Annotated in this window: 21 protein-coding genes and 1 tRNA gene; 17 read left to right on the plus strand and 5 right to left on the minus strand. The window is 50.2% G+C overall.

Annotated features, from left to right (window positions below):
• Window position 1 precedes the first annotated feature (1 nt).
• The 9 genes from B0B12_RS14660 (at window position 2) to B0B12_RS14700 (ending at window position 12,122) form a co-directional block, all read left to right on the plus strand.
• Window positions 2–592, plus strand: coding sequence for a cytochrome c oxidase subunit 3 (locus tag B0B12_RS14660; protein WP_076670099.1), 591 nt, complete (start codon window positions 2–4; stop codon window positions 590–592).
• Between the two features lie 24 nt (window positions 593–616).
• Window positions 617–1,363, plus strand: coding sequence for a cytochrome c oxidase subunit 3 (locus B0B12_RS14665; RefSeq protein WP_076670100.1), 747 nt, complete (start codon window positions 617–619; stop codon window positions 1,361–1,363).
• Window positions 1,364–1,437: 74 nt separating this feature from the next.
• Window positions 1,438–1,785: a cytochrome C oxidase subunit IV family protein gene (locus tag B0B12_RS14670; protein ID WP_076670103.1), complete on the plus strand. Its 348-nt coding sequence runs from the start codon at window positions 1,438–1,440 to the stop codon at window positions 1,783–1,785.
• 11 nt (window positions 1,786–1,796) lie between these two features.
• Window positions 1,797–2,465 (plus strand): SCO family protein, encoded by a 669-nt coding sequence (locus B0B12_RS14675; protein ID WP_076670105.1) that lies wholly within the window; start codon window positions 1,797–1,799, stop codon window positions 2,463–2,465.
• On the plus strand, window positions 2,443–2,997 hold the full coding sequence (locus B0B12_RS14680) for a DUF420 domain-containing protein (protein WP_076670107.1): 555 nt from the start codon (window positions 2,443–2,445) through the stop codon (window positions 2,995–2,997). The genes B0B12_RS14675 and B0B12_RS14680 overlap by 23 nt, the downstream gene beginning before the upstream one ends.
• Before the next feature lie 31 nt (window positions 2,998–3,028).
• Complete coding sequence (locus B0B12_RS14685; RefSeq protein ID WP_425298500.1) at window positions 3,029–3,298, plus strand: hypothetical protein; 270 nt, start codon at window positions 3,029–3,031, stop codon at window positions 3,296–3,298.
• 510 nt (window positions 3,299–3,808) lie between these two features.
• Entirely contained in the window at window positions 3,809–7,429 is a 3,621-nt protein-coding gene (locus B0B12_RS14690) for a sensor histidine kinase (protein ID WP_244554720.1), read from the plus strand.
• The gene (locus B0B12_RS14695) at window positions 7,426–10,908 is read left to right on the plus strand and encodes a hypothetical protein (protein ID WP_076670112.1); all 3,483 of its coding nucleotides are present in this window, start codon (window positions 7,426–7,428) and stop codon (window positions 10,906–10,908) included. The genes B0B12_RS14690 and B0B12_RS14695 overlap by 4 nt, the downstream gene beginning before the upstream one ends.
• Before the next feature lie 98 nt (window positions 10,909–11,006).
• Window positions 11,007–12,122: a hypothetical protein gene (locus B0B12_RS14700; RefSeq protein ID WP_076670113.1), complete on the plus strand. Its 1,116-nt coding sequence runs from the start codon at window positions 11,007–11,009 to the stop codon at window positions 12,120–12,122.
• A gap of 107 nt (window positions 12,123–12,229) precedes the next feature.
• Here B0B12_RS14700 and rfaD read toward each other — a convergent pair whose 3' ends face one another.
• Window positions 12,230–13,195: an ADP-glyceromanno-heptose 6-epimerase gene (gene rfaD / locus B0B12_RS14705; RefSeq protein ID WP_076670116.1), complete on the minus strand. Its 966-nt coding sequence runs from the start codon at window positions 13,193–13,195 to the stop codon at window positions 12,230–12,232.
• A 108-nt stretch (window positions 13,196–13,303) separates the two neighbouring features.
• Between rfaD and B0B12_RS14710 the strand changes: the two genes are divergently transcribed.
• The 4 genes from B0B12_RS14710 to lpxB all read left to right on the plus strand — a co-directional run bounded on the left by B0B12_RS14710 (window position 13,304) and on the right by lpxB (window position 16,824).
• On the plus strand, window positions 13,304–14,200 hold the full coding sequence (locus tag B0B12_RS14710; protein WP_076670118.1) for an ABC transporter substrate-binding protein: 897 nt from the start codon (window positions 13,304–13,306) through the stop codon (window positions 14,198–14,200).
• The gene (locus B0B12_RS14715) at window positions 14,197–15,204 is read left to right on the plus strand and encodes a FecCD family ABC transporter permease (protein WP_076670120.1); all 1,008 of its coding nucleotides are present in this window, start codon (window positions 14,197–14,199) and stop codon (window positions 15,202–15,204) included. The genes B0B12_RS14710 and B0B12_RS14715 overlap by 4 nt, the downstream gene beginning before the upstream one ends.
• Window positions 15,205–15,621 (plus strand): 6-pyruvoyl trahydropterin synthase family protein, encoded by a 417-nt coding sequence (locus B0B12_RS14720; protein WP_076670122.1) that lies wholly within the window; start codon window positions 15,205–15,207, stop codon window positions 15,619–15,621.
• A gap of 84 nt (window positions 15,622–15,705) precedes the next feature.
• Window positions 15,706–16,824, plus strand: coding sequence for a lipid-A-disaccharide synthase (gene lpxB, locus B0B12_RS14725; RefSeq protein ID WP_076670124.1), 1,119 nt, complete (start codon window positions 15,706–15,708; stop codon window positions 16,822–16,824).
• 105 nt (window positions 16,825–16,929) lie between these two features.
• On the opposite strand, the gene clpX is transcribed toward lpxB, so the two are convergent.
• The 4 genes from clpX to B0B12_RS14745 all read right to left on the minus strand — a co-directional run bounded on the left by clpX (window position 16,930) and on the right by B0B12_RS14745 (window position 20,774).
• Window positions 16,930–18,153 (minus strand): ATP-dependent Clp protease ATP-binding subunit ClpX, encoded by a 1,224-nt coding sequence (gene clpX, locus B0B12_RS14730; RefSeq protein WP_076670126.1) that lies wholly within the window; start codon window positions 18,151–18,153, stop codon window positions 16,930–16,932.
• A gap of 353 nt (window positions 18,154–18,506) precedes the next feature.
• Window positions 18,507–19,205 (minus strand): ClpP family protease, encoded by a 699-nt coding sequence (locus B0B12_RS14735; protein ID WP_170871878.1) that lies wholly within the window; start codon window positions 19,203–19,205, stop codon window positions 18,507–18,509.
• Between the two features lie 88 nt (window positions 19,206–19,293).
• On the minus strand, window positions 19,294–20,616 hold the full coding sequence (gene tig, locus B0B12_RS14740) for a trigger factor (RefSeq protein WP_076670130.1): 1,323 nt from the start codon (window positions 20,614–20,616) through the stop codon (window positions 19,294–19,296).
• A gap of 76 nt (window positions 20,617–20,692) precedes the next feature.
• A tRNA-Leu gene (locus B0B12_RS14745) sits at window positions 20,693–20,774 on the minus strand.
• A 305-nt stretch (window positions 20,775–21,079) separates the two neighbouring features.
• On the opposite strand from B0B12_RS14745, the gene B0B12_RS14750 reads away from it, so the two are divergent.
• Genes B0B12_RS14750 through B0B12_RS14765 form a run of 4 tightly spaced genes read left to right on the plus strand, consistent with a single transcriptional unit; the run spans window position 21,080 to window position 25,419 of the window.
• Entirely contained in the window at window positions 21,080–23,269 is a 2,190-nt protein-coding gene (locus B0B12_RS14750; RefSeq protein ID WP_076670133.1) for a RelA/SpoT family protein, read from the plus strand.
• 36 nt (window positions 23,270–23,305) lie between these two features.
• Window positions 23,306–23,806, plus strand: a complete 501-nt coding sequence (locus B0B12_RS14755; protein ID WP_076670135.1) for a Fur family transcriptional regulator — start codon at window positions 23,306–23,308, stop codon at window positions 23,804–23,806.
• Window positions 23,778–24,128, plus strand: coding sequence for an STAS domain-containing protein (locus B0B12_RS14760; protein ID WP_076670137.1), 351 nt, complete (start codon window positions 23,778–23,780; stop codon window positions 24,126–24,128). The genes B0B12_RS14755 and B0B12_RS14760 overlap by 29 nt, the downstream gene beginning before the upstream one ends.
• A 7-nt stretch (window positions 24,129–24,135) precedes the next feature.
• Entirely contained in the window at window positions 24,136–25,419 is a 1,284-nt protein-coding gene (locus B0B12_RS14765) for an adenylosuccinate synthase (RefSeq protein WP_076670139.1), read from the plus strand.
• Window positions 25,420–26,541: the final 1,122 nt, after the last annotated feature.

Here is a 26,541-nt window from a genome sequence, read left to right on the forward strand (position 1 = left end):
TATGGATATGGTTGCGAAATCATTCGGGGAAGAGAACAACACAGGCGGAATTCATCCTTTAAAGTTTACGCTGTGGTTGCTTATTATGAGTATAATTATGATGTTTGCAGCCTTTACGAGCGCTTATTTGGTGCGCCGTGCAGAAGGCAACTGGTTAGAGTTTGACTTACCAAACATCTTACTGATTAACACAGTGCTTATTGCCTTGAGTAGTGTTACCATGCAGCTGGCCCATAATGCGGCAGCTCAGGACAACTTAGGCAGGCTGCGCCTCATGCTCTATTTAACGTTCGGATTAGGAGCTGCTTTTCTGGTAGGCCAGTGGAACGGATGGGCAGAACTGGTAAGTAACAATGTGTATTTCGGAGGAGAGACAAGTAACCCTTCCGGTTCATTTATGTATGTATTAACAGGTGTACATGGTTTTCACCTGATCACCGGCCTTATTTATGTGGCGCTGGTAATAGTGGCAAGTTTGCGTTATAGAGTACACTCGAAGAATATGCTGCGTATACAGCTTTGCACCATTTACTGGCACTTCCTGGGTGGCCTATGGCTATACTTGTATATATTTTTGAGACTAAATCACTAAACACGTTTTTTTCAATACTAAACTATGTCTACATCAACTACGCTGGAAGAACCTAAAACAGGTACATGGGATGGTGGTAACGAGCCACTAAAAGCGAGCTATGGAAAACTCATGATGTGGTTTTTCCTGCTGTCCGATGCCTTTACCTTTGCTGCCTTCCTGATCGTTTATGGTCTGTCGCGTCACAGTCACCTGCCTTACACCGGTAGTCCGGAAGAATTTCAGTTTTCTACGGAATGGTGGCCTATACCCGAGAAGGTGTTCAACGCTTTCCCTGGTTTCCACGGTGTAGACCTTCCCCTGGCTTTCGTGGCATTAATGACCATGATCCTCATTTTGAGCTCCGTGACAATGGTGTTGGCAGTAGAAGCCGGTCACCGCATGGATAAAAATGATGTTCAGAAGTGGTTGCTGTGGACAATCCTGTTCGGTGGTACCTTCCTGGGCTGCCAGGCTTGGGAGTGGACGCACTTTATTGTAGGAACTGAAGAAGGTATGCTGCTTGCCGACGGTACGCGCATTTTCGGGGCTAACATGACCATGAACCAATATGGTCCGCCTTTGTTTGCTAACCTCTTCTTCTTTATCACTGGCTTCCACGGCTTCCACGTAACGGTAGGTTGGATACTCCTGGTAATCGCCTTTATCAGCACAGTGAATGGCGTGTACCACAAACGCGGTCACTACGAGATGGTGGAGAAAATTGGTCTGTACTGGCACTTTGTAGACCTGGTATGGGTATTCGTATTTACTTTCTTCTACCTGATCTAATTAATAAGTCAAACGTTAAACAGCAGCAGTATCCGTGGAAAACCGGATACTGCCTTATAAAAATAAAGCATACTATGGCAGCTCATTCTGATCATTCAAACGAATTTCAGCAGACTGGTGAAATACCTAAGGCACAGACTAAAGTTATCTGGAAGACGTTCTTTATTCTGGTAGCACTAACAGCAGTCGAGTTCTTGTTCGCTTTCACCATGGATGCCGGCACACTCCGTAATGCCATCTTCATCATCCTGACGGTGTTCAAGGCATTCTACATTGTGGCCGAGTTCATGCACTTGAAGCACGAGACGAAAGCTTTGATCTGGTCGATTATCTTACCAATGGCCCTGGTAATGTGGCTAATGGTAGCGCTGATTTCGGAAGGAAGCTATTACTTCGATTCGATAAGAAATTACTTTAACTAAGTATACTGAATATGAGTAACACAAAGGCACTAATATTAGGGATCCTACTATTAGTGCCTCTTCTTATTTTTATATTTATCGGAAGTTTCGGTGAACACCATTTCACGCTCCGTAAATATTTTCCTCAGGTAACCGCCACAGGCGAGGTTGTCCGCAATGCGGAGGGAGACACCCTTTTCAATCAGGTTCCAGCATTTGAATTGATTTCTCAGCAAGGTCAAAAGGTCTCGCAGAATGAACTCGATGGCAACATCTATGTCGCTGATTTTTTCTTCGCCACTTGTCCTGACATCTGCAAGCAAATGTCCTCGCAAATGGTGCGGGTGCAGGAAGCCTTTCTGGATGAAGAGCAGGTAAAGATAGTTTCCTTTACAGTCAATCCGGAACATGACACTCCTGAAGTATTACGTGAGTATGGAGAACGCTACAATGCCGACCCTACGAAATGGTATTTCCTGACCGGTGATCGTGATAAAATTTATGATCTGGCACAGAAGGGTTTCTACCTGCCGGTGATGAAAGTAGAAGGTCAGCAGGATTTTATTCACAGTGAAAAATTCATGCTCGTGGATAAGAACAGGTATGTGAGAGGTATTTATGATGGTACCGACAAGGAGGATGTGGATCGCCTGATTCTGGAAATTAAAGTTCTTTTAGATGAATACAGCAAATCAAAATAGTCCTGCTGCAGGCAACGACAAGAAATTTTTAGTAGTAATTGCCATCCTGTCTATTACTATACCTGTGGTGGTGGCGATGCTCTTCTTCATGCCGAAAGAGGGCTCCAATGCCGTAGATGTTTCCTTTCTGCCGACCTTACATGCTATACTGAACTCCATGACTGCCTGCCTTTTGGTTGTTGGCTATTACAACATCCGAAAAGGCAACATAAAAGTGCATCGCACAGCCATGGCCTCAGCATTCGGCTTGTCGGCCATTTTTTTGGTGTCGTATGTCACGTACCATTTTCTGGGTGAGCGCACCATCTATGGCGGCGACGGCTATTTGAAACTCTTCTACTACTTTATTCTGCTTACGCACATTGTGCTGGCCGTGGTGATCGTTCCGTTGGTGCTCCTGTCAGTGTACTTTGCTTTGTCCGAGCAGTTTACCCGCCACCGTCGTATATCAAGATGGACCTTCCCGATCTGGCTTTATGTAGCCGTAACGGGTGTGCTGGTCTACATCATGATTTCTCCGTATTATACTTAATGTAGTATCACTTACTTCTTATCTTATGATTATGAAGCGCCAATTATTCAAAATATTCTTTTCGGGCCTGCTGATGCTTACGCTTAGTCTGGTGTCAACTGAGGCCTATAGCCAGTGCGCCATGTGCCGCGCCACGGTGGAGTCGAACGTAGGGACCGGTAAGACGGACTCTGACTCGCAGGTAGGAGCAGGGCTGAACACAGGAATCCTATACCTGATGCTGATCCCCTATGTGCTGATAGGAACTGTTGGTTTCCTTTGGTACAAGAGCAACAAAATGAAAAAAGCTAAAGTAGCCTAATTATGTTCTAGTCATATTGCGCTAGACTACGATTCGACTTTACGTTCTACTATATCAATCACACAAAACCACATGCCGCGTTGCCTGCATGTGGTTTTGTTTTTAGTCCTGATTCGGAGCTAATGATAGGGCAAATAAAGTATAAGGACGGGAATTGCGCCAACAGTATAGTATCTCTAATTCGAAGCTGTCAGGCATAGGATATCGGCTAGTCTTTTTTTAAAGACCATCCAGCCTTCTATACCATGGTTCTACTTTTACCAAATATTTGATTTCTGGACTGAATTTTGATCCATTTTCGTACGGAATTCCTTTCCAAATCGGAATTTTACATGATCAGGGGCTGTTGCTTTCATTTTAGCCGCTTATCAGTCATGCTCTTATAACACGAATTGCTTAAATTCGTGGATAATCCCTAATGTCTTGAACCGGAAATTTGCACCCTTCATCCTATTTGCCCTAGCTGTGCTGTGTTTTATGGCGACAGCTTTTTTGCATTATAGGGTTCCGGTGGCTTGGCTTCAGGCGGATAGGGAAAAGACACAGCAGCACATCTCGCAACGTGTGCAGGCACTGCTATCGGATGCACACCAGGAAGCAGTGCAGTTGGGAGATCAACTACAGAAAGACCGGATTAGCTTTACGAAGCTTCTCTCCAAAACGCACTACCCCACTTTTGTATACAAGAATGGTCGCCTAGTGTACTGGTCCGACCATACGGTTATACCTGACCTGGATTTGCCCCCAACATCTCATTCCATCTCTACCATCCGGAACAGTTACGGCACGTTTGTGGTCATGCCCCATCAGGTCTCCGAGTATCGGATCTATACCTACATCCCGCTTCAGATAGACTACGGGACTACGAAGGATTTCCTCTCTTCAGGTTTGCAAAAGAGCATTTTCGGGAAGGCGGATGTGCGGCTGGTGCTCGAAAATCCCGGACAATTGCCACAAGTGAAAACCAGTGAGGGAGAGTTTCTGTTTGCGGTCGACTACGGGTCCGGGAGAGCGGATGTTGGTTTCGACCAAATACAGCTTGTGCTGCTTATTCTGGGGACCATCTTTTTTGTGTGGTTCAGCATTTCGTGGAGCAGGTATTTCTTAAGACGGCAGCGCTATACGGCGGGCATTGTGCTATTGCTGGTACTGCTGGTAGGTTTTCGGTTGGCGCTCCTTTTTCTCAACCTGCCGTTTCTGATCGTGGAGACGGAGCTGTTCGATCCGCGCCTTTACGCCGCTTCTTTTTGGTCGCCTTCGGTTGGGGATCTGGCGCTCAATGTGCTGCTGCTCGTGACAGTGGCCTGGGCTGCGTCGTATCTTTTCCACAAAAACGAAGTTTTAAACACTTTTAAAGCCTACCCGCCGAAGAAGAGCAAAGTGGCACTTGGCATTACGATGCTGGTATTCTTTGTGCTGCTGGCTGTTTTGTTCCGCTTCTACTATGGCATCTACCACAACTCGCCGCTAGCCCTCGACATCAACCAGTCTATTGAGATGGAGCGGTACAAGCTGGTCATGTACACCCTGATGTTTCTGCATACTGTGGCGTTGAGTCTCTTTGCTTATAAGCTGGCTTCGGTAGCCAATGTGCTGTTGCGCCGGCTGAGTGAATGGTGGCCTTACCAGCTGCTACTAGGTATAGCGGTTGTGCTGACAGTGCTGGCGTTGGTGTTTGATATGCGCTGGATACCGGTGCTGTTGATCGGCACTGTCTTCTGGGCAATCGTGCTATTGGCAGCGCAGCATCGACAGGCGATCAGCTTGCCTTACCGTACCTATCTTTTTCTATTTCTGATCATCGCGGTGAGTAGCCTGACGGGGGCGGCATCACTTTACACGCATTTTCAGAGTGAGCTCCTGGCTTATAAACAGAAGTTTGCGTTTGACCTGATGCAAGGCAACGACGTGCTGGCGGAGTACTTGCTGGAAGAAGACGTAGCGGTGCGGGTATCGGAAGATGTGCTGATCCAGACAAAAATGAAAGGTCCGTACGTGGATGCTTTCTTCATCAAACGGAAAATATCGCGTCAGTTTCTGCCGGATTATTTCGACAAGTACGAAGCCAACATCCTTTTGTTCGACAGCCAGGGGCGCACGCTGGAGAGTGCCGACACCACGGCAGCCACCTTAGACGAACTGCGGAAGAAGTACGCCACGGCCCACAACAAGACGGAGTACGACAACCTATACCTGGTAAACGACCCGGCACGACCGCACACCCGCTTTTACTTAAAGCTGATCGAAGTGCCACTGGGCACGCAGCTGTACGGTACCATTGTGCTGCAGTTGAGTCTAAAAGAACTTCTCCCAAACAGCTTGGTTCCGGAATTATTGGCCGGGCAGCAACACCAGCAGCCATTTCAGGCAGATATCCTGAGCTACGGAATCTACGAGAAAGGAAGGTTAACCTATAGCGAAGGAGAGTTTGACTACGCGACCAACTTCGACCGCAGCGAGCTGGGGAAAAGTGAGCTATACCGGCAAGGTTCGACTGAGGAGGGTTTCCACCACCTGGGTGTAAAAACCGACTCCGGCCCGACCGTGATCATCACGACGAATAAGTACGGTGCCCGTGAAGTACTCTCCAATTTTTCGTTTCTGTTTCTGTTCTTCACTGGCTGCCTGATTGTGGTGGCCCTGCTCTATGTGTTGCTGAATCGGGAACGGCTGCGGGATTTTCAGCCGAACTTCAGCACCAAGATTCAGCTTTTCCTGAATTTTGGCATCCTGTTGCCCCTGATGCTGGTGAGTATCGTGACGGCTAGTTTGGTGACCGGCTCCTATAAGAAAGACTTGCTGTCGTCTTACGAAAAAAAGGGTGAGGCTATACAGGACCATTTGAGTAGGCCGACTACGCTGGAAGTGATGCCGGACCGCAACCGCCTGCTGCGGCGTGTTGCTTCTATTGCGGCCTTGTCGGAGGCCGATGTCAGCCTATACGACCGCAACGGGCGTCTGATGGTAACGAGTCAGCCGCTGATTTTCGAATCGGGGCTGCTTTCCAAACTGATTAACCCGAATGCGTTCGCTGCCATTTCGGAGCGGCAGGCCCTCCGCGTGCTGCTCGATGAGCATGCCGGCAACCTGAATTTCAATGCACTATACCTGCCTCTGCGCCCCGACAACGACCCCGAAAAACTGATCGGCTTTATCGGTATACCTTTCTTCGACTCCGAACGGCAACTGGACCTGAAGCTGATCGAGCTGATCACGACCACCATGAATATCTTCACGGTGATGTTCATCGTGTTCATCATCCTGACCTTCTTTGCCTCCAGGGCGCTGACCGTGCCGCTGCGTATGCTGGCCGACAAGCTCAAGCGTACCTCGTTGACGGGTAAAAACGAGATGCTGGCCTATGAAGGGGCTGATGAGATCGGGATGCTGGTGAATGAGTATAACCGCATGTTGCTGACGCTGGAGCAGAACAAAGTGGAGCTGGCTATGCGCGAGAAGGAAGCTGCCTGGCGGGAGATGGCGAGGCAGGTGGCGCATGAGATCAAAAACCCGCTCACCCCGATGAAGCTTTCGCTGCAGTACCTCCAGAAGGCCATTGCGGAAAAGAACCCGAACACCGAGCAGATGATCAACAAGATATCGCATACGCTGATTACGCAGATCAACATCCTGAGCGATATTGCCACCTCATTTTCGAATTTTACCTCCATGCCGGAGCCAAAGGCTGAACTGATGGACCTGGGGGCTGCCCTGCACAAGGCGGTTGACCTGCATACCAATCCGGCTTCTGTGAGAACGAAGCTGCGTATACCGGAGGAACCAGTCATGGTGATGGCCGATGAGGCGCTGCTCGTTCGTACCTTCAACAACCTGCTGCTGAACGCCATACAGGCAGTGCCCGCTGAACGGAAACCCCTGATCAGGATAGAGCTGAAAGTGAACGGGAGTAGCGAGGCGCTTGTGTCGATTGCGGATAATGGAAGCGGTATACCTGCCGAGATCCAGCACAAAGTGTTTATACCTAACTTCAGCACCAAGTACACGGGCTCAGGTATAGGACTGGCTGTTGCCAAAAAAGGAATTGAAAACGCGGGAGGTCGCATCTGGTTTGTGACAGAAGAGGGAGAGGGGACGACATTTTACATTGCCTTACCGCTGGCCAGCCCATGATCCGGTGTCTGATTACCGGTGTGCTGCTGTTGTTGCTGAGCCTGTCTGCGCTGGCCCAGGCCCCCGTTAATAACCGGCACTGCAAGTGGCTATACCTGACCGACTACCCCCAGCAGCTCGACACGCTCACCATCGATGTCAGCACCGTTACGTTCGTTGGTCCCCGCAAAGACCAGATCAAGTTTGAGTACAACTACTATACCCACGAGTTCAAGCTGACGGAGTTTCCGGCCCCCACTTATCAGATCATCGATACGCTCGGGACAATGGTGCCTATACCTGATTCGGTGCTGGTGTGCTACAGAACGCTGCCGCTGAGTCTGGCCAAACCTGCCTACCGCCGCGACATCCTGAAACTGGATCGAAGCGGTTCGCCGAAAGAACTGTACAAAGAGGACTTTGCCCAGCGGGAAGAGATCTTCAAAACGCCTGGCCTGAACAAGACGGGAAGCATTTCACGCGGTATTTCCTTTGGCAATACGCAAAACGTGTTTGTGAACTCTGCCCTGAACCTGCAGCTCGACGGAAAGCTGACCGACGACATCGACATCACTGCGGCCATCACCGACCAGAACATCCCTTTCCAACCGGAGGGCAATACCCAGCAGCTGAACGAGTTTGACCGGGTGTATATCACCCTGAAGCACAAGCAATGGCAATTGTCGGCAGGCGATGTGGTGCTGCGCAGCAAGCCGTCGTACTTCATGCAGTTTTACAAAAACGTGCAGGGCGGTGCTTTTGAGACCACCTTCGGGAAGTCGCCGGAAAAGCTGGGTACGACTACGGTAGCCGCCTCGGTGTCTAAAGGGAAGTTTGCCTCGCAGGCGGTGGAGGCCCTGGAAGGCGTGCAGGGACCCTACCGGCTGCGTGGCCCAAACAATGAGCGCTTCATCATTGTGCTGGCCAACTCGGAACGGGTTTTTCTGGACGGGCGCCTGCTTACCCGGGGCTTTGACTTTGACTATGTGATCGACTACAACCAAGCCGAGATTACCTTCACAACTAGGCACGTCATCACCAAGAATTCCCGCATCCGGGTAGACTTCGAGTACTCCGACCTGAACTACAGCCGCAGCATTTACCACGCCAGCCATTACCAGCAAATGGGGAAGGTGCAGGTATACGCCAACTACTACAGCGAGTCCGACAACCCAAACAACCTGCTGCACCTCGACCTGCGCGACGAAGACAAACGCTTGCTGGCAGGTATAGGCGATAGCCTGGACCTGGCCCTGGTTCCGGGAGCGACGCAGGTACCTTTTGATCCGGCGCAGGTGCTGTACGCTCAGCGCGACACGCTCGTGGACGGTTTGCCGCAGCAGGTATATGTGTTCTCCAGTAACCCGGACTCGGCGGTTTTCAATGTGCGGTTTTCGGAAGTGGGGGCCAACCGTGGCAACTACGTGGCGACCAGCAGTGCTGTCAATGGCAGGGTATACCGCTGGGTGGCACCTGTCAACGGTGTGCCGCAGGGTAACTACGCGCCCGTACGTATTCTGCCCACACCCCGCAAAAAACAGCTGATTACGCTGGGTGGTAACTATGAACTACAGAAAGGCGTGAACTTCTTCCTGGAAGGTGCCGCTTCGCAGAATGACCTGAATCGTTTCTCGCGCCTCGATGCGCAGGACGACAATGGGGCCGCTTTGCGGGTGGGCTATGCCATACAGGACCGGCAGCTTTCATTTTTGGGCAAGTACCGCCTCAACAGCACACTCAACTACGAGTATACCGACGTCAATTTTGAGCCCATCGACCGTTACCGTCCTATTGAGTTCGACCGCGACTGGAGTCTGGACAACCCGAACCAGAAAGCCGAAGACCATATCTTTCACTTCTCGGTAGGGGCGGCGCGTGATCCGCAGAACCTGGTCAATTACCGCATCAGCCGTCGCTACCGGCACCAGCAGGTAGACGGCACACAGCACCAGCTGGATCTGAACCGCTCGTTTGGCAAGCTGGAGTTGCGCAACAGCTTTTTTATGCTTCATAGCCAACAGGCCACCCGCGACTCAGAATGGTACCGGGGCGATGTGGGCGCCAGGTATAGACTCGGCAAAGTGGTACCCGGCTACAGGTATAGCTTCGACAAAAACAAACTCACCGCCCTCGGCACCGATTCCGTGACCGGCTCGGCCATGTATTTCGATGAGCATGTATTATTTGTGGAGAGTGCCGATACCGCCAAAACCCGCTTCCGTGTAGACTACAGCTACCGTACCGACCTGCGCCCGACCGCCCAAGGCGAGATGGGAGCACCGGAAGTAGGGCAGACGTACAACGCCATGCTCCAGCGCAGGTATGGCCGCGACAGCGACATTTCCCTGCAGGCAACCTATCGCAACTTGGAGCTTGCCCAAGGGCAGGACGAAGAAACTGTGCAGTCGCGCATCGACTGGAATACCTCTTTCCTGGATGGCAGTTTCCGGTCTGAGATGAGTTATTCGGTGGGCACAGGCCGCGAACTAAAGCGCATTTTTGTTTTCCGGGAAACCATGCCGGGGCAGGGCACACACTACCTCCGCGAAGGCGGCAACCCCAACGACCTGAACGACTACCTGGAGGCGCAGACCGTGGACCAGCGCCGCTTCATCAAAGTTTTTTTGCCGACAGACGAGTACATCAACGCCTATACCAACCGATTCACCTACCGCCTCAACAGCAATGTGCCCCGCAGTTGGCGCAGCGCGGAGGGTTTCAAGGGTTTCATGGCCAAGTTCTCCGCCCTCAGCTTTGTGAGCATCGATAAGAAGACGACAGATGACGAGGTGATGAACCGCTTCAACCCGTTCAGTGAGGATTTTGAAGACGAGTTTCTGATCTCGCTGGTGAAATCGCTGCGCAACACGCTCTACTTTAACCGCAGCAATCCCAAATACGGCCTGGAATACACTGTGCAGCAAAACCAGCAGAAATCGCTGTTGGCCAATGGCACCGAGACACGCAGTGTTGGGAATCATCAGTTGATTGCTCGCCTGAACCTGAACGAAGTGCTGAGCTCCAAAATCAGTCTGGCCCAAAACGTGCGCGATAACCGCTCCAATTTCCTGAGCTCGAAGAATTTCAGCATTGTGTCGCAGGAGCTGACGCCGGAACTTGCCTACCAGCCCAACGCCAAGCTGCGCTTTACCGGCACTTACCAACTGGCCCTGCGCGAAGACAAGCTTTCGCCCGCCGATGCTGAGCAGGAGGCGACTTTCCATGAACTGGGCCTGGAAACAAAGCTGAGCCAGGTGAGCAAGCGCACCGTGTCTGGCCTTGTAAAGTGGGTGAACATTGAGTTTGCCGGTGACATGAATTCCTATGTAGGGTATGAGATTCTGAATGCCCTGCGTCCCGGCAACAACCTGACCTGGTCCTTCAATGTGCAGCAGCGCCTGAGCAATGGCCTTAATATTTCGCTCAACTACGATGGAAGAAAGGCCAACAGTGTCGGAGCTGTGCACACGGGCCGCACGCAGGTGTCGGTATTGTTTTAGCGTAATCAGCGGTAGTGGTTGAGTACATTCTTGTCTTTGTATAGGGAAATCTCTATCTTTAGCTAAAGTATCGTACTGCTAATCACCACCTTCATCTCATGAAACAAATTTCCTCCTTCAAAGCCCTCTTCTCTTTATTATGCCTGTCACTAATGCTATCCTCCTGTAAAAAAGAGCTGGAGGAAATAGAAGTGGACCCGGTAGTAGCCTGGGAAGTGCATGATAAATTCCTGTATAGTCAGCGTTACATCGCCAACCTATACGCGGCAAATGACAAGTTACAAGTACTGGGGATGGACCTTTTCTCTACCATCTCGCTGGAGGCGGGGCAGGAAGATGTAAAGCATTACGTTCACCCGTTCAATAATGTGTCAAATCACAAGCATCCCATGAGCTCCAGAATATTTGGCGGAACTGATGGTCGCTTTCTGTACTTCAAAAGTGTTAATAATCCTGTAACTAGCGGATCAGGGATTCTGCTTGATATAGCCGAAATTGACCCACAGTTCAGGGAATTCCGTTTAGTGCTGTCACGCTCGAGCGCAAGTTTTGCTATATCAGAGAATAATGTGGCCTTGGTACCCTATACCTACCTCAATGAACAAACCGGGAGGCACAGCCTAAGGTACCTGTTGATTAAGATGGCGGTTGAGTCGAACTATTTTGATGACAACAAGATCGTGCTGGAAGAAACCCGTATTCTGACCCCGGTTGAGCAGGCAGGTTATGTACGGTACATGCGCTCCCACCAGAACAATTTTTACGTGGGTACAGACTGGGGTTTCTACAAGATTACAGAAAACGGAGATATAAATTTCCAGATGCCCGATCAGGTGGCCTTTACTTCCTTTGAGCATAAGGGTGAACTCTATACTATGGCCAGGCATGGGAGAAAGCAGAATCATAGTTTGTTCCGGTCCCAATCGGAGCATGGCTGGTCTTTGGATGCTCAGCTTGGCAACACAGCAGAGTGGTTTTCCTACCATGACATCAGCGATGAAATATTGCTGGCCAGTTACAATAGCCAGATTTTCCATGTGGAGCCAGGTATAGACAAACTAAATATAAGGGAGCTGGACAATACTGGTCTGGAGGGGCATGCGATCACATCCATCGCGATGGTTGGCAACAAGGTATACATTGGTACCCAGTCGGGCATGTTTAGCAAATCAGCGGAACATTTGCTGACTTATAAAGAGGAAGAGAAGAAGTAAATAGCCCTGCCATTTTAAAGAAAAGGCCCCGCTTAGGATGAGTAAGCGGGGCCTTGCTATACCTGCCAAACATCAACGGTTCGACATTAATCACTAGTCATTACTCATTAATAATACTTTCCTTCCACCAGGTAGTTCTGCACATAATCCTTCACGCCTTCCTCCAAGGTATAGAATTCGCGGTCGTAACCGATCGAGCGCAGTTTGCTCATGTTGGCCTCCGTGAAGTACTGATACGTGTCGCGGATGCTCTCCGGGGTGTCTACAAAGTCGATGTTGGGCGTTACACCCATGGCTTCGAAGGTGTTCAGGGCCAGTGCCATAAAGGTGCGGGCCTTGCCGGAGCCGAGGTTGTAGATGCCGGAGTTTTTACGGTGCTGCATCAGGAATATACATACCTCCACCACATCCTTCACATACACGAAGTCACGCATCTGCTCGCCGTCCGCAAAGTCCAGGTTATGGGAGCGGAACAATGTCAGGCTGCCTTTCTCTTTGATCTGGTTGTAGGCGTGAAATATCACCGACGCCATGCGGCCTTTGTGGTACTCGTTCGGGCCGTATACGTTGAAGAACTTCAGGCCCGCCCAGAAGAAAGGCTTTGCCGTTTGCTCCAGCGCCCACTTGTCGAAATCGTTTTTGGAGTCGCCGTAGGGGTTAAGGGGCTGCAGCAAAGGTATAGTAGCCTCCTCGTCGTCGTAGCCAAGCGTGCCGGAGCCGTAAGTAGCGGCAGAGGAAGCATAAACCAGCGGGATCTGGTACTCGCAGCAGGCGTTCCATACCTTTTTGGAGTAGTTCAGGTTGAGCAGGTCGAACACATCCTTGTTAAACTCGGTGGTGTCGGTGCGGGCGCCCAGGTGGAAAATGAACTCCACTTCTTCGTAGTTATCGTCCAGCCACTCAAAGAAACCGTCGCGGTCTACGTACTCCTTTATCTTTTTCCCTTTCAGGTTTCCTTCTTTTTTGGAGACAGAGAAATTGTCCACCACCACAATATCATTAAAATTAGCCGCATTGAGCCTGCTCACAAGGCAACTCGCAATAAAGCCGGCAGCACCAGTTACAACGATCATATTTCAGTTTTATAGGCTGTAAAGTAATATTGCGCTAAATTTACGAAAATAAACGGAGCCAGGACGCAAACTGGCCTTTGGTCCTTCAATCAGAAAACGATCTATACCTTGCATCCATACCTGAAGAAGTTTTTAGCGATATGCCTGCTGATCGTTTGCTGGTCTTGCGGCTCTGAGAAGGAAAAGCAGGTAGGGCAAGCGTTGGTGCTGCAGGACGGCTTGGGGCGTACGGTTAAGCTGGAAGGACAGCCGAAGCGGGTAATGGCCTTCGCCTCTTCCATGACCGAGATGCTTTTTGCCGTATGCGACACAGCCACCATCGTAGGCCGCACCCCACAGTGCGATTACCCGGCTGGGGTATACAGCAAGCCAGTCGTCAACAATTACCCTGTCGATTTTGAGCAGGTGCTGGCTTTGAAGCCCGATCTGGTTTTCACGGTGGAAGGTATAACGCCCCTCGATATGGCTGCCCGCCTGGAAGAACTCGGTATACCTGTCTATTATCAGAAGTATCGCAGCGTGGAAGATATTCTGCAAGGTATAGAAGACATTGGCTGCATCATGGACCGCGAGCAACAGGCAAACTACTTGGCCGATTCGCTGCGACAAGAGGTACAGGAGATTGAGCGCAGGTATAGCGGACAGGCAAAGCAGCAGCGCGTGCTGACCATCACCTGGAGCGACCCAATCTATGTGTACGGCCAGAACACCATCCTAACAGACCAGCTACGTATACTCGGTGCACAAAACGCCGTGCAGGAAGTTTTCGATCAGCCCTACCCGGCCCTCACCCGCGAGTATATCCTGAAACTGAACCCGGATATACTTTTAGGCGGAAGCATCGAGCGACTGGAGCGGGAGTTCTTCAGCCTGTACCCGGAACTGCGCAAAATTGCCGCTTACCAGAACAAGCGCATCTACCAGCCTACCGGCAACCTCATTGAGCGGCCTAGCCCCCGGGTGGTAGAGTCGATTCGCGAACTTGAAAGCTTCCTATACCCATGAGAGGCGCCTTGTACTTTGCGGGGGCCATCCTGCTGATCCTCATAACGCTAGTGCTCGGCCTGCAGGTAGGTACTTTTGAGGTTGACTTGCCTACAATCTGGGATGCCTTCTTCCATTACGACCCCGATAATACGACGCATTTTGCTATCACGCATCTCCGGTTGCCGAGGCTTCTGTTGGCTTTGGTGGTGGGGGCCTCGCTGGCTTTTTGCGGTTACCTGATGCAGGCCATGGTCAACAACGGACTGGCCGATCCTTACCTTTTGGGGACGGCTTCCGGCGCATCACTGGGGGCGGTGGTTGTGTTCTTTGGGTTTGTTGAGGTGTCGATCGGGGGCTTTTACATGCCGCCTGTTTTTGCGCTGTTGGGAGCTTTCATCGTGACACTTTTTGTTGTAGCGCTCGGCTACCGGAAGCGCCAGCTTATACCTGCACAACTGCTGCTGGCAGGTATAGCCATCAGTTCGCTGGTGACAGCCATGGTAGGCTTGCTCACGTTTCTGTCGGATTCAGAGGGTAAACTCAAGTCTGTGATATTCTGGTCGATGGGCAGTTTTGAACGTGCCAGCTGGTCGCTGCTGCCATACCCTGCCACGGCATTGCTTCTGGCGCTCCTGCTTTTTGCTTTCCTGCAGAAGCAGCTCAATATTCTGCTGCTCGGCGCCGATAGGGCACAGGCACTGGGCGTGAACGTGGCGCAAACCCGCTGGGCCATTCTGGGCACTGTTTCCATCGTAACAGGCTTTGCCGTGGCCACCTCTGGCCCCATCGGCTTTGTGGGCCTGATCATCCCGCACGTGACCCGCGGACTGATGGGCGCGACGGGTAGGAGCAACCTGCTTTTCTGCGCTTTTGTGGGCGGTCTGTTCATGCTCCTCTGCGATCTGTTGTCCCGGATCTTATATCCGCCTGCCGGTCTGCCAATTGGAATCATAACTTCGTTCTTTGGTGTTCCTTTCTTCGTATATTTGCTGTCCAGAAAGAATTATAAGTTTAGCAGTTAAATGATTTACGTAAGCAGATTAGAGCATTTTAACGCAGCCCACAAGCTGCACAACCCGAACTGGTCGTTGGCGAAGAATAAGGAGGTGTTCGGACCATGTGCGAATACCAACTGGCATGGGCACAATTATGAGCTGATCGTGACCGTAAAAGGCAAGCCGGACCCAGACACCGGTTTCGTGATTGACCTCAAAAAACTCAGCACGCTCATCCGCAAGAACATCATCGAGAAGGTAGACCATAAAAACCTCAACCTCGATGTGGCCTTTATGGAAGACAAGCTGGCCAGCACCGAGAACCTGGTGGTAGAGTTCTGGAAGATTCTGGAGCCTAAAATAGCTGAGATTTCGCAGGCCAGGCTGCACAGCCTCAAATTATATGAAACTCCGCGCAACTACGTGGAGTATTTTGGCGAATAAGCAATCATAGCTATCTAGCTATACCTGTTCGGTTGCTTTCTTCGTTTCTGCTCTATCAGGCAGGCCCAAACGCATACACATTACATGAAATATTACATTATAGCCGGCGAACGCTCAGGCGATCTGCACGCTTCTAACCTTATTAAGCAGCTCCGGAAACAAGATCCCGAAGCGGATATCAGGGGCTGGGGCGGCGACATGATGCAGGAGGCCGGCATGCACCTGGTCAAGCACTACCAGGAAATGGCCTTTATGGGCTTTGCGGAGGCTGCCGCCAATTTTTTCAAGATACTGGGCTTCCTGCGTGAGTGCAAGGAAGATATCACGGCTTACAAACCGGATGTGATCATCCTGGTTGACTATGCCGGCTTCAACATGCGGATTGCCAAGTTCGCGAAAGAGCACGGGCTGAAAGTATTTTACTACATCTCCCCTAAAATCTGGGCCTGGAACCAGGGACGCGTGCATAAGATCAAGCGCCTGGTGGACCGCATGTTCGTGATCATGCCCTTTGAGGAGGCATTCTACGGCCGCTTCGACTACAAAGTAGATTACATCGGCAATCCAGTAGCGGACTCAGTGAATGATCATGTGGTAACACCTGATTTCAGAAGCCGGAACCATATTCATAACAACAAGCCGATCATTGCCCTGCTGCCGGGCAGTCGCAAGCAGGAGATCGAAAACATGCTGGAGGTGATGCTGAGCGTGCTGCCTTCCTTCCGCGACTACCAGTTTATCGTGGCCGGCGTCTCTGACTTCTCGAAAGAGTACTACGAGCAGTATAACAAAGACCCGAACATCAAAATCATTTATGACCAGACCTACGACCTGCTCTCACATGCAAAAGCGGCGCTCGTTACTTCGGGTACGGCCACACTAGAGACAGCGCTGTTTGGCGTGCCGCAGGTGGTGTGCTACAAGACAAGCGCTATCTCTTACGCCATCGGCAAGCGTGTGATAAAAGTGCCTTATATCTCGCTCGTCAACCTGATTGCGGATAAGCCTGTCGTGACAGAATTGATACAGGAAGACTTTACGGCCAAGAAAATTGTGGCTGAGCTGAAGAACATCTTGTTCGATAAGTATGCGTTGCAGAAGCAGATGGAGGGTTATGCGCTCGTGAGGCAGCGAATAGGGGAGCACCGTACCGCCGAGCGAGCCGCCGAACTCATGGTCGGCTACCTGAAAGAGAAGGTATAGAGTTAGTGACTAATTAAAATAAGCTATACCTTGCGTATACCTAAAAAGAGAGGGCTTCAGCTGAAAACAGCTGAAGCCCTCTCTTTTATTGATTTTTGCTATACCTTAGGCAACACGTAGCTGCTTCAGGGGTGATTTGTCAAATTTGTCGCGGGCATACTCTCCGGTGATCACCAGTTCTTTGGCTCCCTCTTCAGATGGCAGCTCGAACATGGCATCAGTCATAATACCTTCGCAGATAGAGCGCAAGCCACGAGCCCCCAGCTTATACTCTGCTGCTTTCTCCACAATGTAATCCAGCGCATCGTCATCGAAGGTGAGGCTGATGTTCTCCATTTCGAACAGGCGCTTGTACTGCTTCACAATGGAGTTCTTCGGCTCCAGTAGGATCTGACGAAGTGTTTCCTTGTCAAGCGGGTTCAGGTGTGTCAAGACAGGTAGACGACCGATCAACTCAGGTATAAGACCGAAGTTTTTCAGGTCCTGCGCGGTCAGGTATTTCAGGAAGTTCTCTTTCTCTTCCGCTTCATCCTGCTTCGACTTCGAGAAACCGATCGGACGCGTGTTCAGGCGGTTTTTGATCAGACGGTCTATACCTACAAAGGCGCCACCGCAGATGAACAGAATGTTCTCGGTGTTCACGGTAATCATCTTCTGCTCCGGATGCTTACGGCCACCTTGTGGCGGCACATTCACGACCGTACCCTCAAGCAGTTTCAGCAAAGCCTGCTGCACACCTTCGCCACTCACGTCGCGGGTTATTGAAGGGTTATCGCTCTTGCGGGCAATCTTGTCAATCTCGTCAATGTACACAATGCCGCGTTCCGCTGACTCTACGTTATAGTCGGCAGCCTGCAACAGGCGGGTCAGAATGCTTTCCACGTCTTCGCCTACATAACCAGCCTCCGTCAGCACCGTCGCATCGGCTATACAGAAAGGTACCTGCAGGATGCCGGCCATCATGCGTGCCAGGTAAGTTTTACCGGTACCCGTCTCGCCTACCATGATGATGTTGGATTTCTCGATCACCACATCATCTTCGTTGCTGCGCTGCATCAGGCGCTTGTAGTGGTTGTACACCGCTACTGACATGACCTTCTTCGCTTCGTCCTGGCCTACCACAAACTGATCAAGGTATTCCTTCATCTGCTTCGGCTTCATCAGGTTGAACTTCGGCGTGCGGCTGTTGGCGCGTATCTTATTCTCCTCATTCAGGATCTGCTGTGCCTGGCCGATGCAACGGTCGCAAATATGCGCGTTGATACCGGATATCATTACAGATACGTCTTTTTTGTTCTTGCCACAAAATGAGCAGGTAATTTCAGCCATAAAAAAGTTTGTTCAGAAGATCTTATTAGCCCTCGGGGGTGTAATTCAGAAGCAAAGGTACAAAATTGAAACCTTACTAAGGTAGTGTTTTAATCTTTAAAATGTTGATATGATTATAAAAAGTAACCATAAATTAAAAAATTACTATTACTGTATCTTAGTTTAAAAGGCTTACAGCCAATATTTTACGCACTTTCAGTATCCACATACCTGTGTTGATAAATTTTTAGGTATAGTTCAATTTTCAGGAATTGTGCGTTTATAGTGCAATTCTTTCTTATTAAATAAAATGGCAAGGCCTATACCTGCATGCAGGTATAGGCCTTGCCATTTTTTCAGAACCAAGTATCTACTTAGTCCTTCTTGCGGTGCAGTACTTCATCAATCAGACCGTACTCCTTCGCTTCCTCGGCCTTCATCCAGTAGTCACGATCAGAGTTGTCGTATACTTCCTGGTAGGACTTGCCAGAGTGCTCGGCCAGAATTTCATAAAGCTCCTTCTTCAGTTTCAGGATTTCACGCGCTGTGATCTCAATATCCGAAGCCTGGCCCTGCGCGCCGCCCATCGGCTGGTGGATCATGATGCGGGCGTGTGGTAGGGCAGAGCGCTTGTTCTTGGCACCGCCTGCCAGCAATACCGCACCCATAGAGGCAGCCAGACCTGTACAGATCGTCGCTACATCCGGGTTCACATATTGCATGGTGTCGTAAATGCCGAGACCAGCGTATACCGAGCCACCCGGGCTGTTGATGTACAGCAGAATGTCTTTCTTCGCGTCAGCCGACTCGAGGAACAGCAGCTGGGCTGTGATAATGTTGGCAATAAAATCGTCAACCTGCGTACCCAGGAAAATGATACGGTCCATGATCAGGCGCGAGAACACGTCGATCTCACGGAAGTTCGTCGGACGTTCTTCAATTACAGAACGCGTCATGCTTTCGATTGTGTGCATGGCACGGCCTTCTACATGGCTAATATATTGATCTACGCCCAGGCCGCTCATGCCCTGGCCTTTTACGGCAAATTTCCGGAACTCGTCTTTGTTAAACATCATCTTGTTTAGATTTACGGTTTGGTCAAAAATAAAAAAGTCCTTTAAATAATAAAGGACTTTTTAGGTTAAATATTATAGTGCGTTCTTAGAACGACATGTTTTTGAAGTCCTCTGTAGAGATGGTCTTCTCTACAACAGTCATCTTTTCTTTTAGTTTAGCGAGCACCTTCTCGGCCAGCAGTTGCTCGTACTCATTAATGTAGTTACGGCCATTGTCCTGCTGCAGATACTGGTTAGCATAGTTATTCATGCTTTCTACCAGTTCCTCCGGAACTTCTGGCATGTTGAACTGTGCCAACATTTTCTCTTTCGTGCTGCTTACCACCTCTTCGTTGGTAACTTTCAGCTCGTTTTCCTCAACTACCTTGTTCTTGATCATCGACCACTTCAGCTCCTTCAGGTACTTGTCGAAGTTCTCTTCGATCTGCTCTGAAGTCAAGCGGCCTTCGTTGGTCACTTGCAGCCAGCGCTTGAAGAACTCCTGAGGAAGCTCCACGTCCACGTTGTCTACCAGGGTATCGATTACGTTGCGGCTCAGCAGGTTGTCTGCCTCGCGGTCGTAGTTCTCCTTGATCGTCTCACGGATCTTGGCGTCGAACTCTTCTTCCGTCTTCACCTCGTCCTTGCCAAACAGCTTATCGAACAGCTCCTGGTTCAGCTCGGCTGGTTCTGTGCGGTTGATTTTCTCTACCGTGAATTCAAACTCACCGTTCAGGTCAGCCACTACGTCTTTGCTCAGGCCAGTTACGTGGGCCAGTGCGCTGTTGTCGTCGCCAAATGCTTTACGGATATCGAAGCGGATCACGTCACCGGCTTTCACGCCCATGAACTGATCTTTGCCTTCTACCACACGGTTTGTAGGGATAAGCGTCTTAGACTCGAACTCGCCTTCCACCTGCTTCAGGTCACCGTAAATAAAGTCACCTTCTTCAGAAGTTTCCGGGTTAGTCGTTTTGCCGAACTGGCGCTTCAGGTTTTCGTAAGCCTCGTCCACCGTCGTCTGGTCCAGCTCTACAGTGTACCCCTCTACGCTTTTATCCAGCGGAAGGTTGAAGTCTGGCAGCAGGCCAACAGCATACGTAAATTCAAAGTCTTTCTGGTTATCCCAGTCAATGTTCTCCTGGCTTGGCTCCGGAAGCGGCTCGCCCAGCAGTTTCACATCGTTGTCCTTGATATACTTCGAGATCTCCTCCTGAAGAAGTTTGTTTATCGCCTCTACCAATATGCTCTTGCCATACATCTTCTTGATGAGTCCTGCAGGCACTTTACCAGGTCTGAAGCCTTTGATCTGGGCTTTCTTGCTGAATTCTTTTACTTGCTGGTCAACTTTAGGAGCATAGTCTGCTTCTTCCAGAACTACCTTCAGTTGCGCGTTAGTGCCGTCGGTTTGGTTTAATGTAATATTCAAGGCTTACAAAAATTTATTGATGATACATCTAGTAAAAACAAACCCCCAACATGGGCTGTTGAGGGTTTCGTTTGTGTGCGGATGGAGGGACTCGAACCCCCATGCCTCGCAGCGCTAGATCCTAAGTCTAGTGCGTCTACCAATTTCGCCACATCCGCATGTGTGCTTGTTTGTAATGATGGTGCAAATTTACGAACGCTATGTTTAAATGCAAGAGAGAGTCTTAAAAAAAGCGAATATTTTTTCTTTTTATACCTGCGCGGCGCAGCGGATAGGAGCTTAGGTATTCAGCCTCAGTAAATTGCACGATTCGCATGGCATTGTGTGCAGGAAAGCGGATATTCGTGTATATTTGAAACTTAAAACGCCACTACCTCACTTATACCTATAGACAGTAGCACATAAGTATGGCTGCAGGTCAGCCCGGCCTGAGCGTCCTATACTTCCTAGCTTTAGCAAGAACATGATCGATCCAGAAGCAGAACGCAAAGAGATCCTTAGACACTACCGCAGATTACTGAGGCACGCCAAACCCTTCCTAAAGGATAACGATGCCAAAATTATCAAGAAGGCATTCAATACATCCTTAGAGGCCCACCGGGACATGCGCCGAAAGTCCGGAGAGCCATATATTCTGCATCCGTTGGCTGTGGCACAGATTGCCGTGGAAGAGATCGGGCTCGGGACCACCTCTATTGTGGCGGCCCTGATGCACGACGTGGTGGAAGACACCGACATGGAGGTAGAGGAGATCGAGCGTGAATTCGGTACGAGCGTGGCCCGCATCATCGAAGGGCTCACCAAGATCTCCGGCGTATTCGATTATGGCACTTCGCAGCAGGCCGAGAACTTCCGCAAGATGCTGCTTACCCTGTCGGACGACGTGCGGGTGATCCTCATCAAGCTGGCCGATCGGCTGCACAACATGCGCACGCTCGACAGCATGCCGCGTCACAAGCAGCTTAAGATTGCATCCGAGACCATGTACCTGTATGCTCCGCTGGCGCACCGCCTGGGGCTCTATGCCATCAAGTCGGAACTGGAGGACCTATACCTGAAGTATACCGATACAGATACTTATAAAGACATCTCGACCAAAATCCGGCAGACCCGCAGCGCCAGAGGGAAGTTCATCAAAGACTTTATCTCTCCAATAGAGGAAGAGCTACGCCGGCATGGCTTTAAATTCAACATCAAAGGCAGACCAAAGTCGATTTACTCCATCTTAAAGAAGATCAAGAAACAGAACATCACCTTTGAGGAAATCTACGACCTGTTTGCCATCCGCATTATACTGGACGTGCCGCTCGAGCACGAAAAAGCAGCCTGCTGGCAGGTATACTCCATTATAACCGACTTCTACCAGCCAAACCCGGACCGCCTGCGCGACTGGGTGAACACGCCGAAGGCCAATGGCTACGAGTCGCTGCATACCACCGTGATGAGTAAGTCTGGCCAATGGGTGGAGGTACAGATTCGCACCAAGCGCATGGACGAGATCGCAGAGCGTGGATACGCCGCTCACTGGAAGTATAAGAGTGATGGCAGTGGTGGTGAGTCCGGCCTGGAAATGTGGATCAACAAAGTGCGCGACATGCTGGAAAACAACACAGCCAACGCACTGGAGTTCATGGACGAGTTCCGCAAGAACCTGTTCGTGGAGGAGGTCTTTGTCTTTACGCCTAAAGGCGAACTGCTCATACTCCCGGACCGTGCCACGGCCCTCGACTTCGCCTTTGAGATTCACTCAGAAATTGGCCTGCACTGCCTGGGGGCTAAGGTAAACCAGAAACTGGTGCCGCTCAGCTTCCGACTGCGCAACGGTGACCAGGTTGAGATTCTGACATCACAGAAACAGAAACCGAACGAAGAGTGGCTGGACTATGTGGTGACCTCCAAGGCACGCTCCCGCATCAAAGAGTACCTGCGCGAAGACCGCAAGAATAAATCTGAGCAGGGCAGGGCTATGCTGGAACGCCGCCTGGCCTTCCTGAAGGTACCTGAAACGCAGGGGAATTTGAATAAGCTGATGGCCTTCTTTAACGTGCCGACAGTACAGGACCTGCACTACCGCATCGCCACCGGGCACATCGATGTCAAGAACATCAAGGAGGTGATTTTTTCCGCACAGGCGGAATGGGGAGCCTCCATGCTTGAGCCCAAGTCTTTTGACCGGGAAGTGCAGAAAATACGGGGCGTTACTTCCGATATGCTGGTGATCGGCGAGAATACCTCGAACATGAATTATAAGGTAGCCACGTGTTGCAACCCTATACCTGGCGACGAGGTGTTTGGTTTTGAGTCAGAAGGAGACGGCATCGAGATTCACCGCACTACTTGCAAGAAAGGTATAGAGCTGATGTCGAACTACGGCAACCGCATTATCAAAGCCAAGTGGACGGATCAGAAGGAACTTGCCTTCCTGGCAGGTATACGCATCAAGGGAACCGACCGGGTCGGCCTGGTGAACGACCTGACCCGCATCATTTCGAACAGCCTCCGGGTGAACATGCGCTCGATCACAATAGATTCGAATGATGGAATCTTTGAGGGGAACATTATGGTTTTTGTTAATGACACCGGCCATCTGGATAAACTGATCCAGCGCATGGGCAAGGTGACGGGTGTACTCACAGTCGAACGGTTCGACTAGGGGCTTACACCTATTATATATTAAGAGTGAAAAGACATGGTAACAGACCTGCAGAATAGAATAGAGCAAGTAAAGAAGATTTTCACGGCATACCTGGAAAGCAAAGGGCTTCGCAAGACGCCGGAGCGCTACGCCATTCTGGAAGAGATTTACTCCCGTTCCGGACACTTTGATGTGGAATCGCTCTACATCAGCATGAAAAACAAGAACTACCGTGTGAGCCGGGCCACCGTGTACAACACCCTGGACCTGCTGGTGGAGAATGACCTGGTGAGCAAGCACCAGTTTGGCCGCAACCTGGCACAGTACGAGAAATCGTACGGCTACCGACAGCACGACCACGTGATCTGCACGGAGTGCCATAAGGTGGTGGAGTTTTGCGACCCGCGCATCCATAATATACAAACGATGGTGGGGGACCTTTTAAATTTTCATATCTTGCATCATTCCCTCAATCTTTATGGGGTATGCGGCGATTGCCGTACCAAAAAAGCAACTGAACAACAGCATGAAGTATCAGACAGAGCTAAAGGATGATGTCCTGTTTATCAGACTGGAGGGAGACCTGATTGCGGGTCCGGATACCCAGAACCTGATGAATGTGGCCGAAGAGCAGGTGGAAAACAAAGTGCTGTTGTGCGCGGTGGACCTCTCGAATGTCCGCTTTATGGACAGCAGCGGAATGGGTGTGCTTGTATCGTTGCTCACCAAGTTCAGAAACAGGGGAGGGGAGTTGGTTTTGATCAAACCATCCGATCATATCCGCAAACTTTTGATCGTTACGAAGCTCAATGCCATTTTTACCATCGCAGAAAATGATAACTTCGCAGCGCAATTCTTAAAGGAATCAATTTACTAACGTATAAATGGCAGTTGACATATTAATAGGTCTGCAGTGGGGCGACGAGGGCAAAGGCAAAATCGTCGACGTACTGGCTCCTACCTATGACATGGTGGCCCGTTTCCAGGGAGGCCCTAATGCAGGACACACACTCGAGTTCGAAGGCACCAAGCACGTACTTCACCAAATCCCATCCGGTATTTTTCATCCGCATATTCAAAACGTAATTGGCAATGGCGTTGTGCTCGACCCAATCGTGTTTCGCACCGAAATGCAGAAACTACTGGATCGCGGTGTCGATGCATCCCTTAACCTGTTTATTTCAAAGAAAGCTTCGCTCATCCTGCCATCACACAAAGTGCTCGACCGTGTTTCGGAAGAAGCGCTGGGCGACGGGAAGATCGGCTCTACTTTAAAAGGCATTGGTCCAACCTACCAGGACAAGATCGGCAGAGTGGGACTTCGCGTTGGCGATATTCTGGAGGATGATTTTCAGGCCCGCTATAACAAGCTGGTCGATCGTCACCGTAAAACAGTGGAGTTCTATGGTCAGACCTTAGATCTTGGAGAACAAGAGCAGAACTTCTTTGAAGCGGTAGCTTATCTGCGCACACTCAAATTAGTGGATAGCGAGTACATGATCAATGAGGCACTGAAGAATGGCAAGCGTATTCTGGCTGAAGGAGCACAAGGCTCTTTACTAGATGTGGACTTTGGTACCTATCCATTTGTTACTTCCTCCACCACCTTAGTAGCAGGTGCCTGCACAGGCCTTGGTGTGGCGCCACGCTATATCGGTGAGGTATATGGTATCTTCAAAGCATACTGCACCAGAGTAGGTAGTGGTCCTTTCCCGACAGAGCTACTGGATGAAGTGGGCGACCAGATCAGGAAAGCAGGAAATGAGTTTGGATCAACTACTGGCCGTCCGCGCCGCTGTGGCTGGGTCGATCTCCCAAGTCTGAAATACTCTATCATGCTCAATGGTGTGACGCAGCTTAATATGATGAAGGCTGATGTATTGACTGAGTTCGATACAATCAAGGTATGCACGCATTACAAACTGGCATCGGGTGAAGTGACAGATCAATTGCCACATGTTTTGAATACAGAGGCGATGGAGCCAATCTACGAAGAACTGCCAGGCTGGAAAGTAGATTTGAATCAGATAGATACTGTAGAAGGATTGCCAGATGCTTTTAATAACTACATGACTTTCCTAGAGAAGCACCTGGAGGTACCTATTACCATTGCATCAGTAGGTCCTGACAGAAAGAGTACACTAAGAAGAGAGAAAGCTAGCGTATAGCTTGATCAAATGGTACAGACAAACAAGGCCTTACTCTTTCGGAGTAGGGCCTTGATCGTTTAAAAGCATAATAAAGCTTTCGGGCTGCAAAAAAAGAGGGTATTTGGAAGTCGATATCTAGGATAAAATACCAGAGCAATAAAAAGAAATTAAAAAAAGGTAAGTGGCGGGAACTTCAGGGGATAAGGAAGCTGTTATACCTAAGCCGCCGGAAATAAAGCCGGGTAATGATGGAGAATACCACGGGCAATCGCACAAGCAGCCCCTTCATGTGACAGGCAGATCAAAGCATTCACGAGATGAATGTAAAAACTCTAAAGATTTTTGAAAAGTATTCGCCGTGCTGGAGAGGCAGTTAGGCGGAACCTGGCTGGATCAGGGGCCGCAGCTAACACAGGGCGCTTGCGGATTCGGATTTTTTGTGGACCTTTGCACTCCCAACCCGCTAAAGGGGGCGGGGAAAGAGAAAGGAAAGCGGCCAGCCGGCAGGGCGGCCATCGGGAAAGGGATCGAAAGAGAACACACCGAGAAAGATTGCTGAAAAAAACTTTTGCCCGGGGCTTGCAGCTTCGAAAAAGCTTCTTACCTTTGCAGCCCGCTTCAACAGGAGGCGGCCACGGAGGGTGAAGGCGAAGGCTAAAGCGATCCGAAAGATTAGTGAAAAAAACTTTTGCCCAGGGGTTTGCAGGTTGAGAAACTCTGCTTACCTTTGCAGCCCGCTTCAGAGAGGAAGCTTTTCAAACGGTTCTGCTAACACAGGGCCGGAAAGGAAAAGAAAAAAAAGTTTTGCCAAGGCATTGCAGGTTTAAAAAAGCTGCTTACCTTTGCAGCCCGCTCCGAAAGGGGCGACCTTCGAGGCCGGCAGGGCGGAGAGGAAAAAGAAAAAAAAGATTGAGTGTTTTGCTTGCGGATTGGAAAAGATTTCCGACCTTTGCACACCGAAAACGACGGACGGTCGGCACGGTAGTAAAAGCAACACACACGCCTTGGAACGCCGGGGCGCTAGCGGAAGAAAACGTCTTCCGGAAAGTTCTTTGAGAGATTGTTGAGACAGAAAAGAAAACAAGAATAGGTACATCCGCGCGGGCGAATCTTAAAGATTCCCACCGCGTCAATTCACAA

It is taken from the genome of Pontibacter indicus, assembly GCF_900156345.1.
Taxonomy (GTDB): Bacteria; Bacteroidota; Bacteroidia; order Cytophagales; family Hymenobacteraceae; genus Pontibacter; species Pontibacter indicus.

Coding starts and splice junctions, on each gene's coding strand:
- B0B12_RS14660 (WP_076670099.1), top strand. CDS start 2: ATGGATATGGTTGCGAAATCATTCGGGGAAGAGAACAACACAGGCGGA.
- B0B12_RS14665 (WP_076670100.1), top strand. CDS start 617: ATGTCTACATCAACTACGCTGGAAGAACCTAAAACAGGTACATGGGAT.
- B0B12_RS14670 (WP_076670103.1), top strand. CDS start 1,438: ATGGCAGCTCATTCTGATCATTCAAACGAATTTCAGCAGACTGGTGAA.
- B0B12_RS14675 (WP_076670105.1), top strand. CDS start 1,797: ATGAGTAACACAAAGGCACTAATATTAGGGATCCTACTATTAGTGCCT.
- B0B12_RS14680 (WP_076670107.1), top strand. CDS start 2,443: ATGAATACAGCAAATCAAAATAGTCCTGCTGCAGGCAACGACAAGAAA.
- B0B12_RS14685 (WP_425298500.1), top strand. CDS start 3,029: ATGAAGCGCCAATTATTCAAAATATTCTTTTCGGGCCTGCTGATGCTT.
- B0B12_RS14695 (WP_076670112.1), top strand. CDS start 7,426: ATGATCCGGTGTCTGATTACCGGTGTGCTGCTGTTGTTGCTGAGCCTG.
- B0B12_RS14700 (WP_076670113.1), top strand. CDS start 11,007: ATGAAACAAATTTCCTCCTTCAAAGCCCTCTTCTCTTTATTATGCCTG.
- rfaD (WP_076670116.1), bottom strand. CDS start 13,195: ATGATCGTTGTAACTGGTGCTGCCGGCTTTATTGCGAGTTGCCTTGTG.
- B0B12_RS14715 (WP_076670120.1), top strand. CDS start 14,197: ATGAGAGGCGCCTTGTACTTTGCGGGGGCCATCCTGCTGATCCTCATA.
- B0B12_RS14720 (WP_076670122.1), top strand. CDS start 15,205: ATGATTTACGTAAGCAGATTAGAGCATTTTAACGCAGCCCACAAGCTG.
- lpxB (WP_076670124.1), top strand. CDS start 15,706: ATGAAATATTACATTATAGCCGGCGAACGCTCAGGCGATCTGCACGCT.
- clpX (WP_076670126.1), bottom strand. CDS start 18,153: ATGGCTGAAATTACCTGCTCATTTTGTGGCAAGAACAAAAAAGACGTA.
- B0B12_RS14735 (WP_170871878.1), bottom strand. CDS start 19,205: ATGTTTAACAAAGACGAGTTCCGGAAATTTGCCGTAAAAGGCCAGGGC.
- B0B12_RS14750 (WP_076670133.1), top strand. CDS start 21,080: ATGATCGATCCAGAAGCAGAACGCAAAGAGATCCTTAGACACTACCGC.
- B0B12_RS14755 (WP_076670135.1), top strand. CDS start 23,306: ATGGTAACAGACCTGCAGAATAGAATAGAGCAAGTAAAGAAGATTTTC.
- B0B12_RS14760 (WP_076670137.1), top strand. CDS start 23,778: ATGAAGTATCAGACAGAGCTAAAGGATGATGTCCTGTTTATCAGACTG.
- B0B12_RS14765 (WP_076670139.1), top strand. CDS start 24,136: ATGGCAGTTGACATATTAATAGGTCTGCAGTGGGGCGACGAGGGCAAA.